At 57.8% G+C, this 19,173-nt stretch carries 23 protein-coding genes; 3 read left to right on the forward strand and 20 right to left on the reverse strand.

Annotated elements, in window-relative coordinates:
- Positions 1-10: 10 nt before the first annotated feature.
- The 9 genes from CVE41_RS02305 to CVE41_RS02355 all read right to left on the reverse strand — a co-directional run bounded on the left by CVE41_RS02305 (position 11) and on the right by CVE41_RS02355 (position 5,464).
- Positions 11-337 (reverse strand): hypothetical protein, encoded by a 327-nt coding sequence (locus tag CVE41_RS02305; RefSeq protein WP_100259208.1) that lies wholly within the window; start codon positions 335-337, stop codon positions 11-13.
- Between the two features lie 122 nt (positions 338-459).
- Entirely contained in the window at positions 460-852 is a 393-nt protein-coding gene (locus CVE41_RS02310) for a CBS domain-containing protein (RefSeq protein WP_198507702.1), read from the reverse strand.
- 608 nt (positions 853-1,460) lie between these two features.
- Entirely contained in the window at positions 1,461-1,982 is a 522-nt protein-coding gene (locus tag CVE41_RS02320; protein ID WP_100259211.1) for a DUF421 domain-containing protein, read from the reverse strand.
- Positions 1,983-2,351: 369 nt separating this feature from the next.
- The gene (locus CVE41_RS02330) at positions 2,352-2,843 is read right to left on the reverse strand and encodes a hypothetical protein (RefSeq protein ID WP_157799372.1); all 492 of its coding nucleotides are present in this window, start codon (positions 2,841-2,843) and stop codon (positions 2,352-2,354) included.
- Entirely contained in the window at positions 2,840-3,106 is a 267-nt protein-coding gene (locus CVE41_RS02335; RefSeq protein ID WP_100259213.1) for a hypothetical protein, read from the reverse strand. The genes CVE41_RS02330 and CVE41_RS02335 overlap by 4 nt, the downstream gene beginning before the upstream one ends.
- Positions 3,107-3,110: 4 nt before the next feature.
- Entirely contained in the window at positions 3,111-3,701 is a 591-nt protein-coding gene (locus CVE41_RS02340; RefSeq protein WP_100259214.1) for a DUF1989 domain-containing protein, read from the reverse strand.
- Positions 3,698-4,402, reverse strand: coding sequence for a guanitoxin biosynthesis heme-dependent pre-guanitoxin N-hydroxylase GntA (gene gntA, locus CVE41_RS02345; protein WP_100259215.1), 705 nt, complete (start codon positions 4,400-4,402; stop codon positions 3,698-3,700). The genes CVE41_RS02340 and gntA overlap by 4 nt, the downstream gene beginning before the upstream one ends.
- A 213-nt stretch (positions 4,403-4,615) precedes the next feature.
- A complete protein-coding gene (locus CVE41_RS02350) occupies positions 4,616-4,786 on the reverse strand; it encodes a CsbD family protein (protein WP_100259216.1) in 171 nt (56 codons plus the stop codon).
- Between the two features lie 210 nt (positions 4,787-4,996).
- Entirely contained in the window at positions 4,997-5,464 is a 468-nt protein-coding gene (locus tag CVE41_RS02355; protein WP_100259217.1) for an MgtC/SapB family protein, read from the reverse strand.
- Between the two features lie 348 nt (positions 5,465-5,812).
- On the opposite strand from CVE41_RS02355, the gene CVE41_RS02360 reads away from it, so the two are divergent.
- Both CVE41_RS02360 and CVE41_RS02365 read left to right on the forward strand, forming a co-directional pair.
- Entirely contained in the window at positions 5,813-6,820 is a 1,008-nt protein-coding gene (locus CVE41_RS02360; protein WP_269800163.1) for a sodium:calcium antiporter, read from the forward strand.
- 198 nt (positions 6,821-7,018) lie between these two features.
- Positions 7,019-8,107 (forward strand): histidine kinase dimerization/phosphoacceptor domain -containing protein, encoded by a 1,089-nt coding sequence (locus CVE41_RS02365; protein ID WP_100259219.1) that lies wholly within the window; start codon positions 7,019-7,021, stop codon positions 8,105-8,107.
- Positions 8,108-8,300: 193 nt separating this feature from the next.
- Here the strand turns inward: CVE41_RS02365 and CVE41_RS02370 are convergent, their stop codons facing one another.
- From CVE41_RS02370 to CVE41_RS02380, 3 genes are all read right to left on the reverse strand, one after another.
- Positions 8,301-9,464 carry a site-specific integrase gene (locus CVE41_RS02370; protein ID WP_100259220.1) on the reverse strand — a complete coding sequence of 388 codons (1,164 nt, stop codon included), beginning with the start codon at positions 9,462-9,464 and terminating at the stop codon, positions 8,301-8,303.
- Positions 9,461-10,483 (reverse strand): tyrosine-type recombinase/integrase, encoded by a 1,023-nt coding sequence (locus CVE41_RS02375; protein WP_232725764.1) that lies wholly within the window; start codon positions 10,481-10,483, stop codon positions 9,461-9,463. Before CVE41_RS02375 ends, CVE41_RS02370 begins: the two co-directional genes overlap by 4 nt.
- 674 nt (positions 10,484-11,157) lie before the next feature.
- Positions 11,158-11,379 (reverse strand): hypothetical protein, encoded by a 222-nt coding sequence (locus tag CVE41_RS02380; protein ID WP_054588548.1) that lies wholly within the window; start codon positions 11,377-11,379, stop codon positions 11,158-11,160.
- A 344-nt stretch (positions 11,380-11,723) separates the two neighbouring features.
- Here CVE41_RS02380 and CVE41_RS02385 point away from each other — a divergent pair, with 344 nt between their 5' ends.
- The gene (locus CVE41_RS02385; RefSeq protein WP_100259222.1) at positions 11,724-11,987 is read left to right on the forward strand and encodes a DUF6437 family protein; all 264 of its coding nucleotides are present in this window, start codon (positions 11,724-11,726) and stop codon (positions 11,985-11,987) included.
- A 65-nt stretch (positions 11,988-12,052) separates the two neighbouring features.
- Here the strand turns inward: CVE41_RS02385 and CVE41_RS02390 are convergent, their stop codons facing one another.
- From CVE41_RS02390 to CVE41_RS02425, 8 genes are all read right to left on the reverse strand, one after another.
- Positions 12,053-12,451, reverse strand: a complete 399-nt coding sequence (locus CVE41_RS02390; RefSeq protein ID WP_022673610.1) for a single-stranded DNA-binding protein — start codon at positions 12,449-12,451, stop codon at positions 12,053-12,055.
- Between the two features lie 268 nt (positions 12,452-12,719).
- Positions 12,720-12,989, reverse strand: coding sequence for a hypothetical protein (locus CVE41_RS02395; RefSeq protein ID WP_100259223.1), 270 nt, complete (start codon positions 12,987-12,989; stop codon positions 12,720-12,722).
- 331 nt (positions 12,990-13,320) lie between these two features.
- Positions 13,321-14,253, reverse strand: coding sequence for a DUF2493 domain-containing protein (locus tag CVE41_RS02400; protein WP_100259224.1), 933 nt, complete (start codon positions 14,251-14,253; stop codon positions 13,321-13,323).
- Positions 14,254-14,524: 271 nt separating this feature from the next.
- Entirely contained in the window at positions 14,525-15,157 is a 633-nt protein-coding gene (locus CVE41_RS02405; protein ID WP_232725765.1) for an RES family NAD+ phosphorylase, read from the reverse strand.
- 67 nt (positions 15,158-15,224) lie between these two features.
- Positions 15,225-15,602, reverse strand: a complete 378-nt coding sequence (locus tag CVE41_RS02410) for an MbcA/ParS/Xre antitoxin family protein (protein ID WP_007163751.1) — start codon at positions 15,600-15,602, stop codon at positions 15,225-15,227.
- Positions 15,603-15,641: 39 nt separating this feature from the next.
- Complete coding sequence (locus CVE41_RS02415; protein WP_100259226.1) at positions 15,642-16,070, reverse strand: hypothetical protein; 429 nt, start codon at positions 16,068-16,070, stop codon at positions 15,642-15,644.
- Positions 16,071-16,081: 11 nt separating this feature from the next.
- Entirely contained in the window at positions 16,082-17,011 is a 930-nt protein-coding gene (locus CVE41_RS02420) for an ArdC family protein (protein ID WP_100259227.1), read from the reverse strand.
- 169 nt (positions 17,012-17,180) lie between these two features.
- Positions 17,181-19,151: a ParB/RepB/Spo0J family partition protein gene (locus tag CVE41_RS02425; protein WP_100259228.1), complete on the reverse strand. Its 1,971-nt coding sequence runs from the start codon at positions 19,149-19,151 to the stop codon at positions 17,181-17,183.
- Between the last annotated feature and the right edge of the window lie 22 nt (positions 19,152-19,173).

Genomic DNA, 19,173 nt, shown 5'->3' on the forward strand with positions numbered 1-19,173 from the left:
AACCTTGCTCTCAATTTCCTCCGCCAAGACGGCGATGTTCATCAACGGTGCGTCGCATTTCACTAGCCTGAAGTTGAAGCGCCTTACTCGATAAGCGAATTTCACGGCTTTGTTGAAAGAAGCCAAGCACGAGCCAGAGGAATGCCAAGGGACTGGAGATCCCTCCCAGAAAGTCCCCTAACTCATTGAGATCAAGGTCTGCTGGATTTTGGTTTTGGGCGAACAGATATAGCACCAACCCCGCCAAGTAGAGCACCGATAACCCACTTCCGATTATGGGCAAGCGGCGACGCTCGCGCCGATCATTGAGGTTCAAAATAGATTCACTGCTCTCCATGGGGCCTGCCCTTTCCTAATCTACCATTACTTCGTAGAGGCTCCTCGCTTATCCCGATCAACGGTCAATGTTCGGAAAGCTAGCGCCCCCATAGCGGACTTAAAAGTGAGGTGAAAGCAAGGCTATGCGAACGAGTTTTGTTCGAAAAACATCGGGTTCTCCAAGGCCCTAAGCTTCACCACGCCTAGATATTCCTTGTCCACGCTGACGACAGGGAGCCACTGATGTTGCCCAGCTTTCATGAGGGCTTGAACGTCAGAAATATCATCTGTGACCGACACGGCGATTGGGTCGCGTGTCATGAAATCTTCGACATGGGTTAGAAACCAGTCCTCACCGGAAGCGATGCCGCGGTATATGATGTCTTCACAAGTAATGACGCCTTTTAACACTGATCCATCAACGACTGGGAGGGCGTGAAGATGATTGTCCCGCATCATGCGAGCAGCTTGCTCAATCAACGCTATCGGGGAAACCTTTGGAAAATGAGTTTCGATTAATTCCGTCGTAATCATGATAGGATTCTCGGTTGATGACACCCGTCCAAGAGTTCCTCCTCTCTGATAACTTATCATCGCGTCAAATTGATCCGAAACTTTCGACTGAGCCGAACCCCTCATCGCATTTGAGCTTCCATCCTCTCAATGTTAAGCGAGAAGGTTCCTGCTGGGTCGTGATCGAAGGGAATTGGCTGACGCTTTTTGAGACGCAGAGTGACGACGATGCGAAGATACGTACTCGAATTCGATGATGATGAGCTTGGAGAACCCAAGCGAGTGGAGTTTACAGCTGAGAGTTCAGCGGCAGCTCTTACCATGCTTGAAAGGGAGGCGGCATTTCGCCATGTGAAGCTTTGGGAAGACGATAAGCTGCTCGGTGATGTAATGAGAGATGGGCAAGGCATTTGGCACCTAGATGAGACTCATTAAGTATCGGCGGCCTGCGGCCAAGTGCAACTGAAGCTTGGAGCGACCTAAAAGCAAACGCCGTCATTTGTAGAACCTTGGATTTGCCATTTGATTCGACCGCCCAAGTTCCCATTTAATCCTTGATCGTAGAGCTAACGATGTTGCTTGATGGTGCTACGCGCAATAAGCCTGAGTGAACGAGCCCTCAGTTTGGGTCACGGCTTCTGGCGGCGCACGCCGGTCAGCAACACATCTTGTAGTTCATCGCCGTGCAGGACCGACACGTCCCCGGTCGTCTCGAGAACAACAGCCCGCACCCTATCCATCGCCAAAACGTTCGCCTCCCGCAGTTTGGCGATTAGGTCGTCCTTCGCAACGCGTGTCTTGCGCAGCGCTTTCTCATCGAAAGTGCCATCACGCATAAGTATGACCGGCTCGTTCTGCACAATCCGCTCAAAATGATCGGAACTCTTGCGAAGGCGAGCGACCAACCATTGCACCGCAAAGAGAGTAACCATAGCGATCAATGTTTGGGCAAATTCGTCCCACCCTGTGGATTGCCCCGAGCCCGCAAGCAACGAGCCCATAGCAACGGTCATCACGAAGTCGAAATTGGTCATCTTCGAAAAGGACCGGAGGCCGACGATCCGCACGAGCAGCACGATCCAAATCATCCCGATGGCCGTGAGTATGAACCCTCGCAGGACGAGGTCGAGCGTTGATATTTCCGTAAACATGCCGTGTCTCCATCGGTTGATCTAGGTCGGCCGACTCCCCAAGCGGTGCTAATGATCGTTTAGCTGCTCGCTCGAGCTAGTTCTCCGTGCGTCTACCGCTGCGGGGCTATTCAGAACTTCTTGGTCCTTCTTGCGGCCCAGAGTCCAATTTTTGGCGACACGGATTTTGGGATTGGGGGCACACCAAATCTCGCCCTTCTCATCCAGCGCGATGACCCAAATGAGATTGTGCTCGATGCCGTAGTCAATGACAGCGAATGCGATCCCAGACCCCTTGTCGATTACGTGAACCGGAATCGTTGTGTGAAGCTGCGTAAGCATCGATTGCTCCTGCTCCGGAAACGACGATCCTATCGAGCGGGGCGCCGGCTATATGTCATCATGCGGAGTAACGCTGGCGATCAAATCGCGGATGGTGGAGAATAACATTGTGACCATAGCAACCAATAGGGCGCTGAGGATAACTACCCACCAGTAGAGCACTTTGTAGAGTGTCGGATACCAGATTTCAGGTATCTGATCGAACTCGCCAATGGGCATTGTCATGAAAAGAAGCATGACCACCGCTCCACCTAATAGCCAGGCGCCGAGCAGGCTTATTCGATAGACCCGTCTGTACATCGCAGCGTCGAAGTCTGCATCTGCCCTTTTGATCATCCCAAGTAAGTTGAGCATGAGCGCCAAAGTGGTAGCTGCGCTCGCCGCAATAGCACTGCCGAGATATAATGCTGGCCGACTGAGCGCGTCGATCAGTTCGCGTGCTTCCAGGGCTGAGTAGATCGATCCGCTGGCAAAATGTCCAGCGACACCAACAGCCAGCACAACCATTGCGGAAAGAGGCGCGAGATAGGAGATCCTCAAGCGCTTTCCTCTGGGGTAGGTGGGGCGGCCTTGCAAATTAGATAGCGATAAACACCCCATAAATTGATGATAAGAAGGCAGATATTCTGCCAACCGATGCCGGCAGAATCCTCACCCAGAAACCCCCAGGCGATTAAAGCAATCGAGGAAGTGACGAAGAGCACGAATGCCCAGCCTGACACGCGGCGGCTGATGTTCGAAGCGACAAGCAGCGCAGCGATAACCCCAGCGATGGCGCCGTACCATTGGAGTATATTTAGCATTGGGCTAACCCTCACCCCGCTCAATACGATAATCGATTGGCTTGAACGTGCTGCCGTTTGAAGCGTAGGCCGAGCAGGCGGTTAGGCCCACCACGAGATCCATCTCCGAGCGGAAGCGGATGAGGTCGCCCGCTTTGCTGAGCGGCGGCTCAACGGACAAGATTCCATCGGGTCTGACCGGTACATTCATGAATACATTGAAGGCGGTGGGAATATCGTCCGGTTTGACGCCATAAGGGGCCAGGGCTTCAGCGAGATTTCCAAAGCACCCGCGATGGACCGGCTTGTCCGGATAAAAGTGCTTAAAGGTTGCTGCGGAGCAAGGTGTCAGCAGGAAGTCATGCGTCCCTACTGTGTCCTCGATAATAGTCAGCATCGGGTTTGATCGATTGGACCACAGCTGCGACCCGGTCTTGAGCTTGATCGATTCTTCGTAATCGAAGGTGCGGCCATTGGAGAGGATCTCCCGTGGGTCCGAACGTGAAACTGCGAGAAGATCGCTCACTTGGCCACCTTCTGGATCGATAACAGTGAGTATGTCCCCCTCTGCAAGGTCAATCGCCACTCCAGTCCTGGGCATGATGCGCTTCGTCATTGGTCCCTCGGGTCAGAGAACGGGCACTTCCAGTCTTCGCTAACTCTACGGCCGCTATATTGCCGCGCTTCACTGTCCTCGCCGTGACGAGCGAGCATGGGATTTATCGAGCCGTCGAGCTCCGCATCCCGTTGTAATATGGCTTGCCGCATCCGCTCGTACTTTTGGGATGCGCGCAACTGCTCGAATTGATCATGCAAGTTGAAAACTAAAGTGGGGTACGGTGTCCGCCGAGCGCTTCGCGAGGCGTTAGGGTGAAGGCCTACAACAAAGTAAGCCTGTTTCCCAAAGCTTAGTGAGAAATGCGGATCGCTTGGGTCGCTGCTCACCTTTTCACTATAAGGCTGGCCACGCCAGTCGTCCTTTGCTGCGAGGGATTGTAGCCTCTCCCACATCGCAGTTTCGAATTGTTCCTCATCCAGATCCAGTGGGCCTGCAAAAACTACAGCCAGACTGCGTAAACCCGATGGGTTAGCGTCGTAATTATCACTCCAATCGAGCAACCGTTCATGTATTTGGATGTCATTCCAGGCGCTCGTTAAGCGCCAGGCTGTTTCGATTTGCAGATTATCGGTGGCCTTGGCTGATTTCGCACCCACACATGGAAATTCTGGCTGATCGACGTGAGTTATTAACGAATCCACCAAGGTAGCGTCGCATAGTTGGTTTGGGCCTTCAGGTTGGGAGCTTGTTTGCTGCATGAGATAGTAGCGCAGTTCTGGATCTGAAGTTCCACGAGGCTACTAGATTCTACGATTCCTTCACGTCCGCTTCCCGCCCCACGATTGCCTCCTCACAATCGCAGTGGGAGAATTGACACGTGCGCATAGCAATGGGCCCTACCGTCGCTCATTGGCGCTCCGCCAATGAAAAGACCCCCAATGGGCAACCTCTTCATTGATGATTAGGAGAGCTCAGATCTTGTTTCCGAGATCACCCTTTATTTCGCCCTTCAAATTCTGAGCTTCGCCCTTACGTTCTTGCGCCTTTCCCTCAGCACGTGTTTCGGCATCTCCAGAGTGCTGCTTTGCTTCGCCAACAGCTTCGTTTGCTATTCCTTTGGCCTTGTCCTTCATCTCGCCCATTGTTGTTCTCCTAAAATTGCACGACCAGAATGGTCGCTTCGATAAAAGAACTAGCTAGAGATCATAATCGTTCCGCATTGTTCTGTCCGCTTGCCACTCAGCTCGTGCCTAATTTGTCGAGCTAGGCGAGTGCCACGGACGGACCTACTCGCAGTGATCCGATAGTGGGACCTGGCAAAGGACATGTTGGAAACCCTAGTCTTTGGGGACTTAGTGATCCTTGTTGTCTGGATCCCATTTCGAGGTGAATGGGCCACTCGCGATTAAAAGCAGCAAAACGATTACAGCAATCGCAATGGCGAGCCAGAGCTCACCCATCCCACAAGTCAATCCAATCGCTCCAGCAACCCAAATGGCTGCAGCGGAACCCGCGCCTTGAACGAAATTACCCTCCCGGAACATGGCGCCAGCGCCCAAAAAACCAATGCCAGTGATTACCCCCTCTATCACCCTGGTCGGATCGATATTCGAATTAGTTTCATTGATCGTCTGAAGCATTTCAATAGATGCCATGACGAGCCCGCATGAGCCCACAGAGATAATGACGAATGGTCTGAAATCGATTGGTTTGCGTCGAAGAAATCTTTCCATGCCGATTAAGAAGGGCAAGAGTGTTGCGAAGGCAAAACGCCATGCGGCGCTCTCCCAGCTCATCGTTTCGGGTGCAAAGAACTCCATAACTGCATTACGCCAATGCCACGATGTTGTTTCCCATGCTTTGCCGCCAGTCGCTGTTTCTTTTGTTTAATAATGTGCGAGAAGCAGTAAGCCGCCATCGACATAATCGTGCTGGGTCGGTGGCAAATCACTAGAGCCGACGACAAATGAGAGAATTGCTCGGCAAGGATTCTCGCCGATAGGCCATAGCCTAAATGACTCAAAGTGGTGCCGCAGTTCTGGCTCACGCAGGGCATGTCGAATCCCCGTTCAAACTAATCATGACGGAACAGTCCGCCTGATCCCATCGTTTCGGAGGCTCATTGTTCTTGGAGTTAGCCTCTGCCAGACCTTAGCCAGATTTCGACATTGGCATTATATGCGACTTTCGCAGGATGCGGACTGATCATCGCATTGCTCGGTACCAGAATGGCGGGTTATGCCGACACGATCGCTGATCGAACAAGGTTTGGAGAAGCGTTGGTAGGTTCCGTTCTGTTGGGCGCAGGTACCAGCATTGCGGGCATTGTAACCTCAACAAGCACCGCAGCTTCGGGTGCCGCCGACCTCGCGATCACCAACGCCTTGGGCGGCATCGCCGCGCAAACAATGTTTCTTGCGCTGGCAGATGTTGCCTATCGCAAGGTAAATCTTGAACATGCTGCTGCAAGCGCGGTTAATCTTGGTCAGGCAACTGTCCTGCTCATACTTATTACGCTGCCGATCATGGCATGGACAGCGCCTCCATTCGCTATCTTTGCCGTCAATCCTGTGACACCCGTTCTTATTGGGGCCTACTTCATCGGGCTCTACAACGCTCACAAGATCCATCGCAAACCGATGTGGCTCCCGCGGTCGACAAGTGCGACCCGGCACGAAGACGATGATCAATCACAAGATCACAGATCTCTTTGGCTTATCGGCTCGCTGTTCGGAATCCTGATCATTGTCGTAGGTATTTCCGGCTGGGTTGTCGGCCTAGTCGGCATCGAGCTTTCCGAAAGGCTGGGCATATCGCAAGGTGTGGTGGGGGCCCTCGGTACCGCCGTCGTGACCTCTTTGCCCGAACTTGTTACAACGATTGCAGCCGTGAGGCGGGGTGCCCTGCAACTGGCGATTGGGGGGATCATCGGCGGCAACATGTTCGATGCCCTGTTCATAGCATCGAGCGATATCGCATATCGCGATGGCTCCATTTATCATGCGATCTCGCAACGCTCAGTCTTCTGGATGGCTTTGGTGCTGCTGATGACAGCAGTGCTACTCATTGGATTGTTGCGACGGCAAAAACACGGCCCGGCCGGCATAGGGTGGGAAAGCGTTCTCTTAATCATCCTATGGTGTGGAGGCGCGACCCTACAGGTATTCTTGGGTTAGGAGATTGGTTAAAGCGGTTGCTCTTTCAACGTCCGCTTGCCACCCCATCAACGGACATTCGTTAGCGCCGACTTTCCACCCGACAGCGGTATGGCAGTTTTGACGCAGTTGGAACCGAAACCGGACATTCCGCAAACGACCCGATTGCGGCCATCTGCCTCAGGTTCACAACGCCGATGTTCCTGCTAGAACGCACAAATGAAACCCAGCCTTCACCCTCAGGAAGAGGAGCGCCTAACGGAGCTTCGCCGATACGGCATTCTCGACACCGAGCGGGAGAAGGATTTCGATGAGCTGGTCGAGATCGCCTCGGAAATCTGCGAGACGCCTGTTTCGGTCGTGAACTTCATCGACGAGGGACGTCAGTGGTTCAAGGCCGAAGTCGGCCTCGGCGTAAGATCCACTCCCATAGAAACGAGTTTGTGTGGTCACGTCATCCTACAGGGCGACTTCGTGGAGATACCCGATACGCTTCGAGATGAACGGATGGCGGACAACCCTCTGTGCACATCAGAGCCAGGATTTCGTTTTTATGCGGGAGCGGTTCTCAAGGGGGCGAATGGTCTACCTTTGGGCACCCTTTGTGTCCTCGACAACAAACCGCGAACCCTCACTGATCGCCAGCGTAAGATTCTGATGGTTCTATCGAAACACGTAATGCGCGAACTTAATCTCCGGATCGCTCTCGAAGATGAGCGAGTGCTGCGAAGAGAGGTGGATCATCGTGTGAAGAACTCGTTGGCCTCGATCGGCGCAATGTTGTCAATGAAAGCCCGTAGAACATCCCATGAGGCGCTAAAGCTGGAACTCGATGACGCAAGTACGCGCATTCGCTCTCTGGCTTCGCTTCACGCTGAATTGCACGAGCTGGAAGCCGGTGGCCATATAGACCTGAAATCTCTATTTGAACGAGTACAGGCGGACCTGCGATACCTCATCCCGGAATCGGCAACTTTGTCGATTGAGGTTGATGCTTTCGAAGCAACACCTCAGCTGGCAAATGCTCTTCTCCTGATCGTGAATGAGTTTGTGTCCAATAGTGTGAAGCACGGCGCGAAGGATGGGATAGGGGCCATCACCGTGCACATAAATGGCGGTGCTGGTTCGTGGTCGATTGTATGCCGCGACAACGGAAAAGCGACTAAGTTGGATGCGGAGCGGGCCATGTCGAAATCCGGATTGGGTACTAGGGTGATACACTCGCTCGCGAACTCGCTAAGTGCAAATGCTGAGTGGGAAGCTACAGGCGATGGGATGGAGCTCAGAGTGGCGCCACAGCATAACTGAAGTGTCCGCTTCCCACCCATAATGGGACATTGGCGGTGCTCATTACCGGAGCAAAGCTGCCGGTCTGCTTTCAGGCATCCGCAGGGAAAGGCTGAACGTCCGGAATTAGGGCGCCTAGCAGCCATAAGACCCGATGGCGCGATCGAGGAAGAGCTAGCCAAATCTGTCCTTCCGGACGGTCCGACTCGTCTTGTCAGCTACTTGGCAGGTGAAGCGAAATGCTCTCGCCGATCAAAGCTGCAGCCTCGAGCAAAACGCCGTCGTCCAAGTGAGCGTAACGAGCAGTAGTCGTGACGTGCCGGTGCCCCAAGAGATTGCCGATCATCGGCAGTGTTTCGGAAGAGCGCGCGGCTAGGCTGGCGTAGTTGTGCCTTAGGTCGTGCAACCGGACATCGTCCAGTCCGGCTTCGCACCGCAATCTCCGCCAAAACCAATCCAAAGCCGATCTTGGCAGAACGTCGAACGTGAAAACGCGCTGGTCCTTCTTTCCGCGCGGAAATGCGTCGAGCACCGCCCTCGCCTCCTGACCAAGCCAGACAATTCGCGGACCGGTCTTTGAGTCATTGAGTTTCAACTTACGGCCCTGAACCTCGCCCCAAGTGAGATTGAGGATCTCGCCGCGACGACAGCCTGTCAGCGCGAGAAGCGAAATCACCCCGACCTCGACCGGGTTCTCAGCACGATTGTCCGCCAACGCGCGACCAAGCCGGGCCATCTCTTCATGGCTCAGGAAACGCTCGATCTTGCGCCCCCTGTTGCGCTTCACGCCGCGAAACGGATTTGAATGTTCGGTCAGATAGCCCCAGGCCTCGGCTTTGCCGAACATGGCTTTGAGAATTTCCATGGCGCGGTTGGCAGCGCCTGGGCCCGCCGAGCGCGTCAGCTCTGCATGCCAGCGCACAGCATCAGCATGGCTTATCTCGTCGATGAACTTACCCGGAAAAGCATGATCCAAACGGGTTCGCCGGTAAATGTTCTGGATTTCGCGCGTTGACGGTTTCCAGGTCGGCGCAGCGACTTCCCAGTATGATTTCAGAAATGCCGAATAGGTAGGCGTCTTGCGCGCGCGCTGCTTCTTGTCGGCAGGGTTCTCGCCAAGCTCGATACGCAGGATAAGACGTCGTGCGACGTCCTTGGCAATACGCTCTGTCAGGATTGCCGCATCGCCAATAGTGATCAGCCGTTGCCTGCCGCCAATCGTGCGCTGCAGCACATAGCTCTTGCGGCCCGATGGATGGATCCGCTCGCCAAAGCCGGGGAGCACATAGTCAAATCTCGAGCGGCGCTTGCCTGCCTCGCCCGGAACGACGCGTGCCAGTTCCTCTGCAATGATCTGCTTGAGATTGTACTTGGTCAAGCCGCAATCCCCATTGCACTGGCGAGATTGGAGCAGATGCGATCGGCGCTTTCAGCAATCACTTCGTCTGCCAGATGCGCGTACCGCGCAGTCGTTTCCGGAAGTGCGTGGCCGAGAAGCTTGCCGATTGTCGCCAGTGGAATGTGTTGAGCGATGGCAACCGAGGCAAAGCTGTGACGCAGATCGTGGAGCCGCACGTCGGGCAGCGCAGCCTTGCGCCTGATGCGATCCCAGTACTGACCGAGGTTGATCGGGGCTTCGCGACGTATGGCAGGAAAGACCAGCAGCTCATCGGCGCGACGTTCCAGTCCATCAAGCACAGCGATTGCTTGCGGGTTGAGATAGATCGTCTTTGGGCCGGTCTTGCTGTCCGGCAATTGAAGCCGTGGCAACTGGACATATCGCCAACGCAAGGTCGCAATCTCGGACACCCGCGCGCCAGTGTAGATGAGCATGAGTAAGGCCGGAACGACGAACGGATTGACACCATCGTGTTCGGCCAGAACGCGCCCCAGCCTGCGATATTCATCGGCGGAGAGGTAGCGCTCGGGAAGATCGCGTTTGAAACGCGAGACACCGCGACACGGGTTGGTGTTCTTCACCCGGTAGCCGAGCTTCTCGGCATATTGCATCATCACCGACATGATCGGTATCGCGCGATTAAAGGTCCCTCCCCGCTCCGCCATGCTGTCTCGCCAGCGGTTGATGTCTCCGCGTTCGATCATATCGACAGGCAGGTCACCGAACCTGGGCACGAGCAACTGATCAATGCGCGAACGCGACGATCGCTGCGTCGCTGGCTTCCAATGCGGCGAGTAGTCCTGCCAGAACTCTTCGGCATAATCAGCGAACAGCGGCACTCGCCTCCTCTCGGGCGCGGTCGGGAGGTCCGCAAGCGTGGCCTTGATGAGCAAACTGCGCGCGGCAGCGCGCGCGGCGGGCGCGCTCAGCGCACCTGCCGCCATCCCCGCGCAACCCAGCGTCACCATGCGCTGCACACCTCGCGGGCTATGCTTCACTATCCATGTGAGGTGACCCGACTTCCGTTTGCGAAGTCCGAAGCCGGGAAGTTCGGTGTCCCACGTAATACCGATGGGAAGCGACTTGCGACGAGCGATATGGCCAGTCAGTTTTAGTCTGAACGATGGCCTGCGAGGGGCTATGACTGAGCCTTGGCTACTATGCGATCGCTCCAGTGTTACCGAAACTGAACGTACTGTTTTATCGTGCTTTTCTTTCATTCATGCAGCTTAGGCTGCGTACGGTGTGCCTCCGTCTCCAATTGCGCGGGTGGTGACCAGTGATCCTGGCCGTTCTTTCTCAATGGTCATTCCCAAACCATGCCAAACGAGCGTGCGCAACCATTTGCATCGGCCAATGTTTGGGAGCGGTCTTCTTGATGCTCCAACCTCAACAAGAGACCGCGCCTGCGCAAGAGGGACCGGCCAAGGACCATGTGTGAAGCGGCAGGAACGGGACCTGTCGGTCCTGCCGCGCGCGCTGGTCCGACCTGGTCGCGGTGCGCAAGCGCGTGCGGGGCCCGGAACAAATACACCGCGCCCGCAGGAGCACCGCCGCAGGTGGTGCGGGACCGAGCGCGTCACCAGCCCCGCTCCACATCACGCCTAGGCCCTCCACCTGCGAACACGAAAAAAGGGCGGGAACCGTCACCGGCTCCCGCCCTGTTTGATGGTCAGAACTCGTCGAGCATGCCGCCATGCACCGTATGCACCACCCGGCTCGCCAGGTGTGCTGGCAAGGCGTTGTAGTCACCCTCGTCGAGAGCGAAGTATCCAAGGTCGTCATCCTCGACGACATGTTGGTCGAAGAAACTGTGCAAGGCCCGCCGTTCGGCAGTGGCGAGTGCTTCGAAGTAGCTGTTCGAGTTCGATTCAAGATTGCCAAGTGTAGTCATGATTTCCTCCTGATGTCTGTCGGTGAGACGACAGGAGGAAGGCGGATGGGCGCGGTGCCGGCGGGTCAGGGATCGCCCAAACGGGCGACCGCGAAGCGGCGGTGGGGGCAACGATTTTGTCGAACCGCAGCGCAAGCGTAGGGGAGGCAAAATGGTGGGGCCCCGCCGTCCTTGACGCGCCGGTGCCGGGCCCGTCATCCTTGAAAGTCCGTGAGCCAGGCCCCTCCCCCGCCCGATGAAGAGCGCCCGTGCCAGTCATCTGCAAAAGGACTTTCCTACAGGGTCTTGCCTGCTCCATTGGGGCCCCCGGGAGGAACGTAGAAGGGGAGTAAGGACGAACTCAAATGCCATCGAAACGAAGCGCTGTAGCTGCACTCCAGAAGCTGGAGGCCGACCGGCTGGCACTCGACCAGCGTCAGAAAGAACTCGAGCAACAGGCTGCACTTGAACTGGGCAGCGTAATCCTCGGAACGGGCCTCGAAACGTTCTCGAAGAAGGGCCTGGCAAGAGTGGCTGTGGAGCTTGCAAAGCTCGGGGAGGACGAGGCGTTGATGCGGCTGGGCGCCTCCACACCTTCTCCTCGCTCTCAACAAATACCTGTGAAGTAGAACGAGGAAAGGGGCCCTGTCCGGCTTGGACAGGACCCCTTTGGGAGGGAGATCGACGGGAGAGTTCAGTCGATCTCGGGAGCATCCTTGTTGTCGTCGTTCTCGCCGGAGCCGTTGCCGCGCGAGAGGAAGTCGACCTTGTCGGCGAGGATCTCGGTACCGTATCGCGTGACCCCGTCCTTGTCTTCCCACTGGGTGTAGTGGATGCGGCCCTGGACGCTGACAAGCTGACCCTTGGAGCAATACTGGCCGACGGTCTTGGCGAGGCCGTTAAAGCAGGTCACCCGGTGGAACTCGCTTTCCTTGGCGGTGTAGCCGTTCTCGTCCTTGTAGGTCTTGCCGTCCTTGTCGCGTGCGGGACGATCGGTGACAACGGTGATCCCGGTGACATTGGTGCCGCCCTTGGTCTCGCGGGTGTCCGGATCGCGGGCGATGCGGCCGGTGAGGATTGCGATATTGGTCATGGTGAAAGTCCTTCAGTTCCTCAAACCGGAGACCATCTCCGGCTTGCGAACATCCAGAAGAAGCAGGGCATGGGAGGACTGCACCGCAGGCCTGAAGGGCCGAAGGGAAACCTGTTCATGACGGGTGGTGCGGGCAGGCAGCGCAGCTGCCAACACGGCCGGAAAGGAACGGGTTGCGGCTCCTCAGCTGACCTGGTTCAGGACTGTTCGCGAAGAAAGCCGGATGGGTATCGGGTGCGGATCTGAAGGTGCCAAGACCCTGCTACAATCAACCTACCCCATCGCCTTCCGATGCCGCTAGGAGATCCATGAAGTTGCGAGCTGCTTCCCGGTCTTCCTCGTTCTCGAACGCCACGTCGAGGTCGGGGGCGGACCCGAACATGTGCAGGAACGACCACAGTGCAAAGCGCTTGCCCCGGTCCTGCTCGAGGCCAAGGTCGACACGGCAATGCTCAATGCCCGCCGCGAAAGTGTCGGGTGCTATCTCAGCCAAATTGGTCGAGGCAAAGTAGCGCAGGAGAAGATCATCGAGTTGCATTGCCGGTCTTGTAGCTTGGAAAATCAGATGCAGGAACGACAAGCATCGCGCCGCAGCCAGCAACAAACGTGTTCGTCCCAGAAATGTTTGGCTGCACAGGCACTCAGGTCACCGCAATGAACAATAAATTTGCTCGAAAGCGTATCTATTCGGGCCTGTCGTAACCCTACAATCGACTGGATTGCATTCGGTGCTATTCAGCCATTGCGACCCGAAGGGCTCGGAGCAGCGATGCAATGAGTTCTCTCCTTGTGGGCGGCTCCAAATGGGGCCGCCCTTTTTCTGGTGACCGGGGACGCAATCGCGAAAACGCCGAGCGAACCTTGAGCGTTCACCTAGGACAGCTACCCAACGGCCCGCGACGATCCACGACCGTGATGCGCTGCTTCTTGGCCTCGATCACCAGGCGCTCGGTCACGCCGTTACCAGGAAATGCCACGACGTAGCGAGGGTTAAGACCGAGCATTTGCTCGTTGCGCTTGAACCCTGCGCGGGCACCGAGACGGCGTTCAAGCCCGAACGTCAGTTGCTGGACTTCGTGACGCTCGGCCCAGGATGCGGCCAGTCTGTCGGCTCCTTTACCGTCGCCGCCGTGAATCAGAAAGAGATCGGGAACGACCTCGCGTACCTTGTCGAGCGTAGCCCAGATGTTCGCCGCGTATGCCTTGGCGTCGTTCTCGCTGTCGAAGCGGTTGCGGCCGCCGGCGAAGACCACCGGTGTACCCTCTGGCGAATGTGCAGCCTGACGACGTTCCTTGCGCACGCGCAGGAAATCGCGGGCATCGATCACTGCCGAAGTCATGGTCTTTGAATGGCGCGCACGCGATCCCGATACGGGCTTCCAGGAGGAACCGGTTTCGTCTCGGTATAGACCTGCCGCAACCTCGCGCATCTGCTCGAATGCTAGCATGCTGGCTTCAGCTGACTGGGCGCGCAGCGTCTGTTCCTCAAGGTTCGACGAATGCACTTCGGAGCCGTCGGCCGATGCCAACAGGGCGCGGATTTCATCCGAGGCCCGGTCCACCAAGGCCGACTTGCGGCTGGCAGCGCGGTGGAAGAGGTTGACGAAGCCCCAGGCGAGATCCTCGGCGTCGGATTCGAGCGCGGTATCGGCGAACAGCGCGAAGAGATCGGACCAGACCGCTCCGAGCGTGTGAGCCATGGCGTCCTCGCAAGGGAAGTCGGCCTCGTTGAAAGGGGCAGGCGTGATCGAGAAGCCGGATAGATCGAGACCGGCAAGCTGGCTGGCAAAACTGTCATACATCTGAGTAGTCCTCCTGAGACCGGCGAGTGCCGGCAGAGGAATTTCCGCGCGGGCCTGTTCGCCGTGCACGAAAAGGACCGGGACAAGGGAACGCCGCACCGCGGCAGCGGGAAACCCCGCAAGGCAAGGCTGGCGCGGGCCACACGGGCCGCAGCCTTGCGCGGGTTGCGGTGGGACCTGACCGGTCCAGGGCACAAGGACCAGCGAACAGGCTCGCGCGGGATAGTGTCGGAGTGGTGCTGGAGTTGTCTGGGAGGAGTCCCGGATCGGTTCAGGAGCGCTCCGGGAGGCCGAACTGGCCCGGCGTGAAGGCAAGCACTTCCGCATGCGGGAAAGCCGCGATCGCGGTTAGTCGATCTCCCTCGTGGCGCAAGTGCCACCCCCGACCGTGATCCGGTTCCGATTTCGCAAAGCCGGCCGGATCGAGCAGTGCCAGGTTCATACCGTCCGGCTCCCGCGCGGACCGTGCCCGGATGGCCTGACCCCCCGCCTCGCGCACCGAAGCGGCAAGGTCCTGGCAATGCGAATAGTCGTCCGGGTCAAGCCATCGCTGGGCATCGGCCTCAAGCGGCGGCCTGGTCGTATCGGTCAACCGCGTGACCGATACGGCTACGGAAAAGCTCAGATGCTCGCTTGTCCGGTTGCCCGGAACGAACCCCGGCGAGCGGCTGTAGAATTTGAGCCGCCAATAGGCGGTCTCGGTGATAGCGGTGCCTTCGGCTTCGCTGGCGTAGAAAATCCCGGGTCCCTCGTTTGCCCGGCGAAAGCGGCTGGCAACCGTGTGGCCATAGCGAAAGGGTGAAGCGAGGAGATAGTGCAACCCGTGCGCGGACTTCGGAAGGTCGGGCTTTGCGCTATCTGCCAGTTCCTCAAGCCGCTGTTGCTCGCCAAGATCTGAGGTCAAACGATTGGTCGAGATACGATGCTGTGCTTCGACTACCCGCCATACCGTTCGGCGATAGCGGCGGAACTCAGACGCGAGCGCGGTGGGCGTCCACATAGTCGCAAACGGTAATGAGACCCTTGAAGCTGTCGACGAGATCGATCGGGCGCGCATCGAGATCGAGATTGGCGGTCGTCAGCCACGCGCGCGCAGACATGTCATCGCTCCCGAGCAGAGCATCGAGCGAGCGGAATAGCCGCAGGAGGAACTGAGCAGCTTCGAAGGACTTCGATGCAGGGTCGAGCTGTGCCTTGCCCGAGCGCAGGCGCGAGGCCGTCGATTCCGACACCCCCAGGATTGCACCAAGCTTGGGGTTGGTGAGGCCCCAGAACTCCGCAATGCGCGCGATAGCAGAGGTGAGGACCTTTCCATCATCGGGCTGCAATTCGAGTGGCTTCGTCGCCATGACCTTTCCTTTCATCTGCAAGATATACACACTTATCACTCAAATGCAAGATTTCTGATGTTCGAAGACCGCCTCTCCGTTTGAGAAACGCCCGACCATTTTGAGTTCGCCGAACATTCGTTCGAAACGCGGCGCCACTTGGGCGAGCCAGTGGCGCGCACGGGCCGCGCGCGGGTGAAAGAAGTCAGCTTCCCAAAAGCGAGCATCATCGCGAGGGGCGAGCCAGATCGCGGCAAGCCCGCAATAGGTCGATATCCCGCAATCGGCGAAAGCGTTGCGCAGGAGGATACGCTCCTCGCGACCGCGCCATCCATCGAAGGTCTCGAAGGATGGAAAGGCTGCCTTTGTGGTATCGATGATCTCGTCGACGAGGCACTCATAGACCCAGTCCGCATCGTCGTCTTGGCCGTCATCGAGCAGGCGAAAGGCTACCAATGAGCCGGTCGGATAGCTGACGGAACGTCCCATCTCACCGCTCCTTAGGCTGCACTAGCAAGATCGACGTCGGTCTCGCCTTCACATGTTTGAAGTCCACCCAGTTCGAGCAACAACGTGGCTGCCTCCTCGGCCTTTGCAGCCGCGGTCAGGATCGCGCGCTCGTCCGATTTGAGGATCTTGAGCCAAGACGCGATGTAGCTCGCATGATTATCGAGGTGAGTGACTGGAAGACCCAACTCTGCCCCGAGAATGGCTGAGGACAGTTCGGCGATCAGTTCTTCGGCAGCATAAGCATCGCTACCGAAACGGTTCTTGAGATCGCGATCGAGCCGCGAGGAATGGCCGGTCCAGTGCGACAGCTCATGCGCGAGTGTCGAATAGTAGTGGTCGTAGGCTTCGAAAAGCTCGGCGGGCGGTATGGTTATGCGGTCGCGCAGCGGCTCATAGTATGCCTGGGCTCCGTGATGCCGCAGGTCTGCCTCGATCCGGGCGAAGAAAGCATCGAGCCGCTCTTCGCGGCCTTCGGGTTCAAGCGCGGCAACCAGTGGCTTCGGATGGTAGAATGCGGGAAGGCCATCGCATTGGTCGGCATTGAAGACTGAATAGGCCTTCAGCACGCGCCTGCTCTCCGTGTCCTGACCGCCTTCGGCGTTTTCGACCTCCTTGGTGTAGCTTTTGTAAAAGATCGCAATGGTCGATTTCTCGCCTTTGCGGACCTGACCTCCAAGCGTCTGGCATTGGCGGTATGTCATCCAGTAGGGAGAGGCGTATCCGCAGGCATCGGCTACCATCCAGAGCCAGAAGGTATTCATGCCGCGATACGGTGTCCCGCAGGAGCGCAGCGGGCGAGAAAGCGGCAAGCCACGCCACGGCTTGACCCAGGGTTTGGTGCCCTGCTCCAGCTTTTCAATGATGGCAGCAGTGATGCGCCCGGCTGGAGAAACTGAAGCGGTGCGGCGGGACTTGGTCATAGATCGTCTCCTGATCACCGGAACGGACGTGTCCGGGTTCAGGATGAACAAGGCGCCCTCCCCTCTGAGCCTCACCAACGTAAGCGACCTACGGAAGGAAAGGTGAAAAGGCGGCCCGTCCCGAGAGGGACGGACCGCCCGCCGAGTGACCTGGACCTGTCAGGAGGGGTCAGGCAGCCTGCTCGGCAATTTCGTTCGCGGCCTCGTCTTCGGTCGGGTCCGCGGCTTCATTCTCGACCGGTGCCTCAGATGAACCGAAGCGCATGATCTCGGGCACCCAAGCTCCCGCTCGCGTCTTCACATCCGCCTCGCCGATGAAATTGCCGGAGAAGATACGCTCGGCTGCGCTCGCCAGTTCTGCCTTCTTCGAGCCTGCATAGCGGCTGACGAGTTCGGGGCCGCCTGCTGCATCGAGCGCTTCGAGCGTGCGCGCCTTCGCCACACGATCGAAATAGTTCGCCGCCGTTGGCCGCCACCAATGCGCCGTCTCGATCTCGAGCAGCGACCCGAGTATCTCGTGCAGCGGCGCCGAGCGATCGCCTTCACACGCAAGGCTAGCGACCAGCGTGCGGGATACGACATGGCCGAGCCAGGCCGAACGTGCTTCATCGCTCAATGCGCGGAAGCGTTCGAACCGCTCGACATCCGTCTCACCGGAGCGCCAGCTTTCGTCGAGCGAGGCGGCAAATTCGGCAAGCGCAGCGCTCGCTGGGGCGTCCTTCGCCTCGAAGCCGGCCACCGGTCCCGATGCTACCGAGCCGACCAGCGTCGATGCCTTCTTCGCGCGCCAGTCATGCCCATCGGCATCCGCGAGCGTGAAGACCATGAAGTCGAGCGCAAGCGCGGGATCGTTGGCCAGGTGGATCGCCAGGATGTCGCGGCGCTGCATCGCGAGCTCGTCGAGCAGACGGTGGGAAAGGGCGCCGCTCTTGCGCTTGGTATCAGCCCCAGCATCCACTGGTTCGACTGCTCCGTCATCAGCGTTGACGACTTCAACTTCGGTGTAGAATTGCGGCACCAATGCCGGTTCGCCATTGCGAGAGAGCACGAGGAACGCTCCAGCCTCCGACTTGAGCTCATCGGCAAGCACCGGCGGTCGGTCGTTGAGATCGCGCATCGCGCGGTCGATCGAGACCAGTTCTTCTTCCGCCTTGGCGATCTCGCTTTCGTCGCTGTCCTCATCCTCGAGGATGGCGGCCGTCCGATCGTAGTCGGCTTCAAGGTCGCTCAGCTCGCGGGCCTCGTCTTCGGTCAGCGGAGCCGGTTCGCATGGGAGCCGATTGAGGCCTTCGACGAGATCGTGGCTGACATAGTTCCCAAGCGTCGGTCGCACCCAAGCAAGTCCGTGTTCTTCAGCGACCATTTTCGCAGCATCATCCATCGATTTCTGGGCCAGGTCTTCGAGCAGCGCGACATCGATCCAGCTCTCGCTGGCTTCGTCGTCGAACAGTTCGCGTTCGATTCGGCCTCCTGCAGCAAGGTAGGCATCGCGCCCGACCAGAACCGCGCGCGGATCGGAGCCACGAACAGTGGCATCAAGCACCATGCGGCGGATCGTATCAGGCGTGATCTGATACCAGGCATCCTGCAGTTCGGCATAGACGTGTGCCTGGCGGTCGATGTCTGAAATCGCCCCATAGGCCTTGGCCATGTCGAGCGTGATCGCGCCTTCGGCGAGCGCTTCAAAGATACAGGGTGCGAGACCCGCCAGTCGCAGACGACCCTCGACAAAGCGGACCGTGAGACCAAACCGGCGGGCCACGTCTTCGGTGCTGGCTCCCGCTTCGATGATAGCGGCGAAAGCCTGCGCCTCGTCGGCCGGGTTCATCGCAAGGCGCTGGAAGTTCTCAGCAAGGCTCGCTTCGCGAACCTCGCTTTCCTCGCCTTCGATAACAAGGCAAGTAACCTCGTGGTTCTTGGGAAGCGTGCCTTCCTCGGCCAGCGCTTGGAGCTGAGCCAGACGGCGACCACCGGCCTCGACTTCGAACTTGCCGCGCTTGGCTTTTCGCACGACGAGGTTCTGTAAGAGGCCGCGCGCGGCAATGTCCGCACGCAGCTGCAGGTCTGCAAGAACGTCGCTCGACTTGCGCACATTGCGGGGGCTTGGGACGAGCTTCTTCAAGGGAATAGACTGGATCATGGATTGTCTCCTGATGGATTGA

This window comes from Qipengyuania seohaensis, assembly GCF_002795865.1.
Lineage (GTDB): Bacteria > Pseudomonadota > Alphaproteobacteria > Sphingomonadales > Sphingomonadaceae > Qipengyuania > Qipengyuania seohaensis.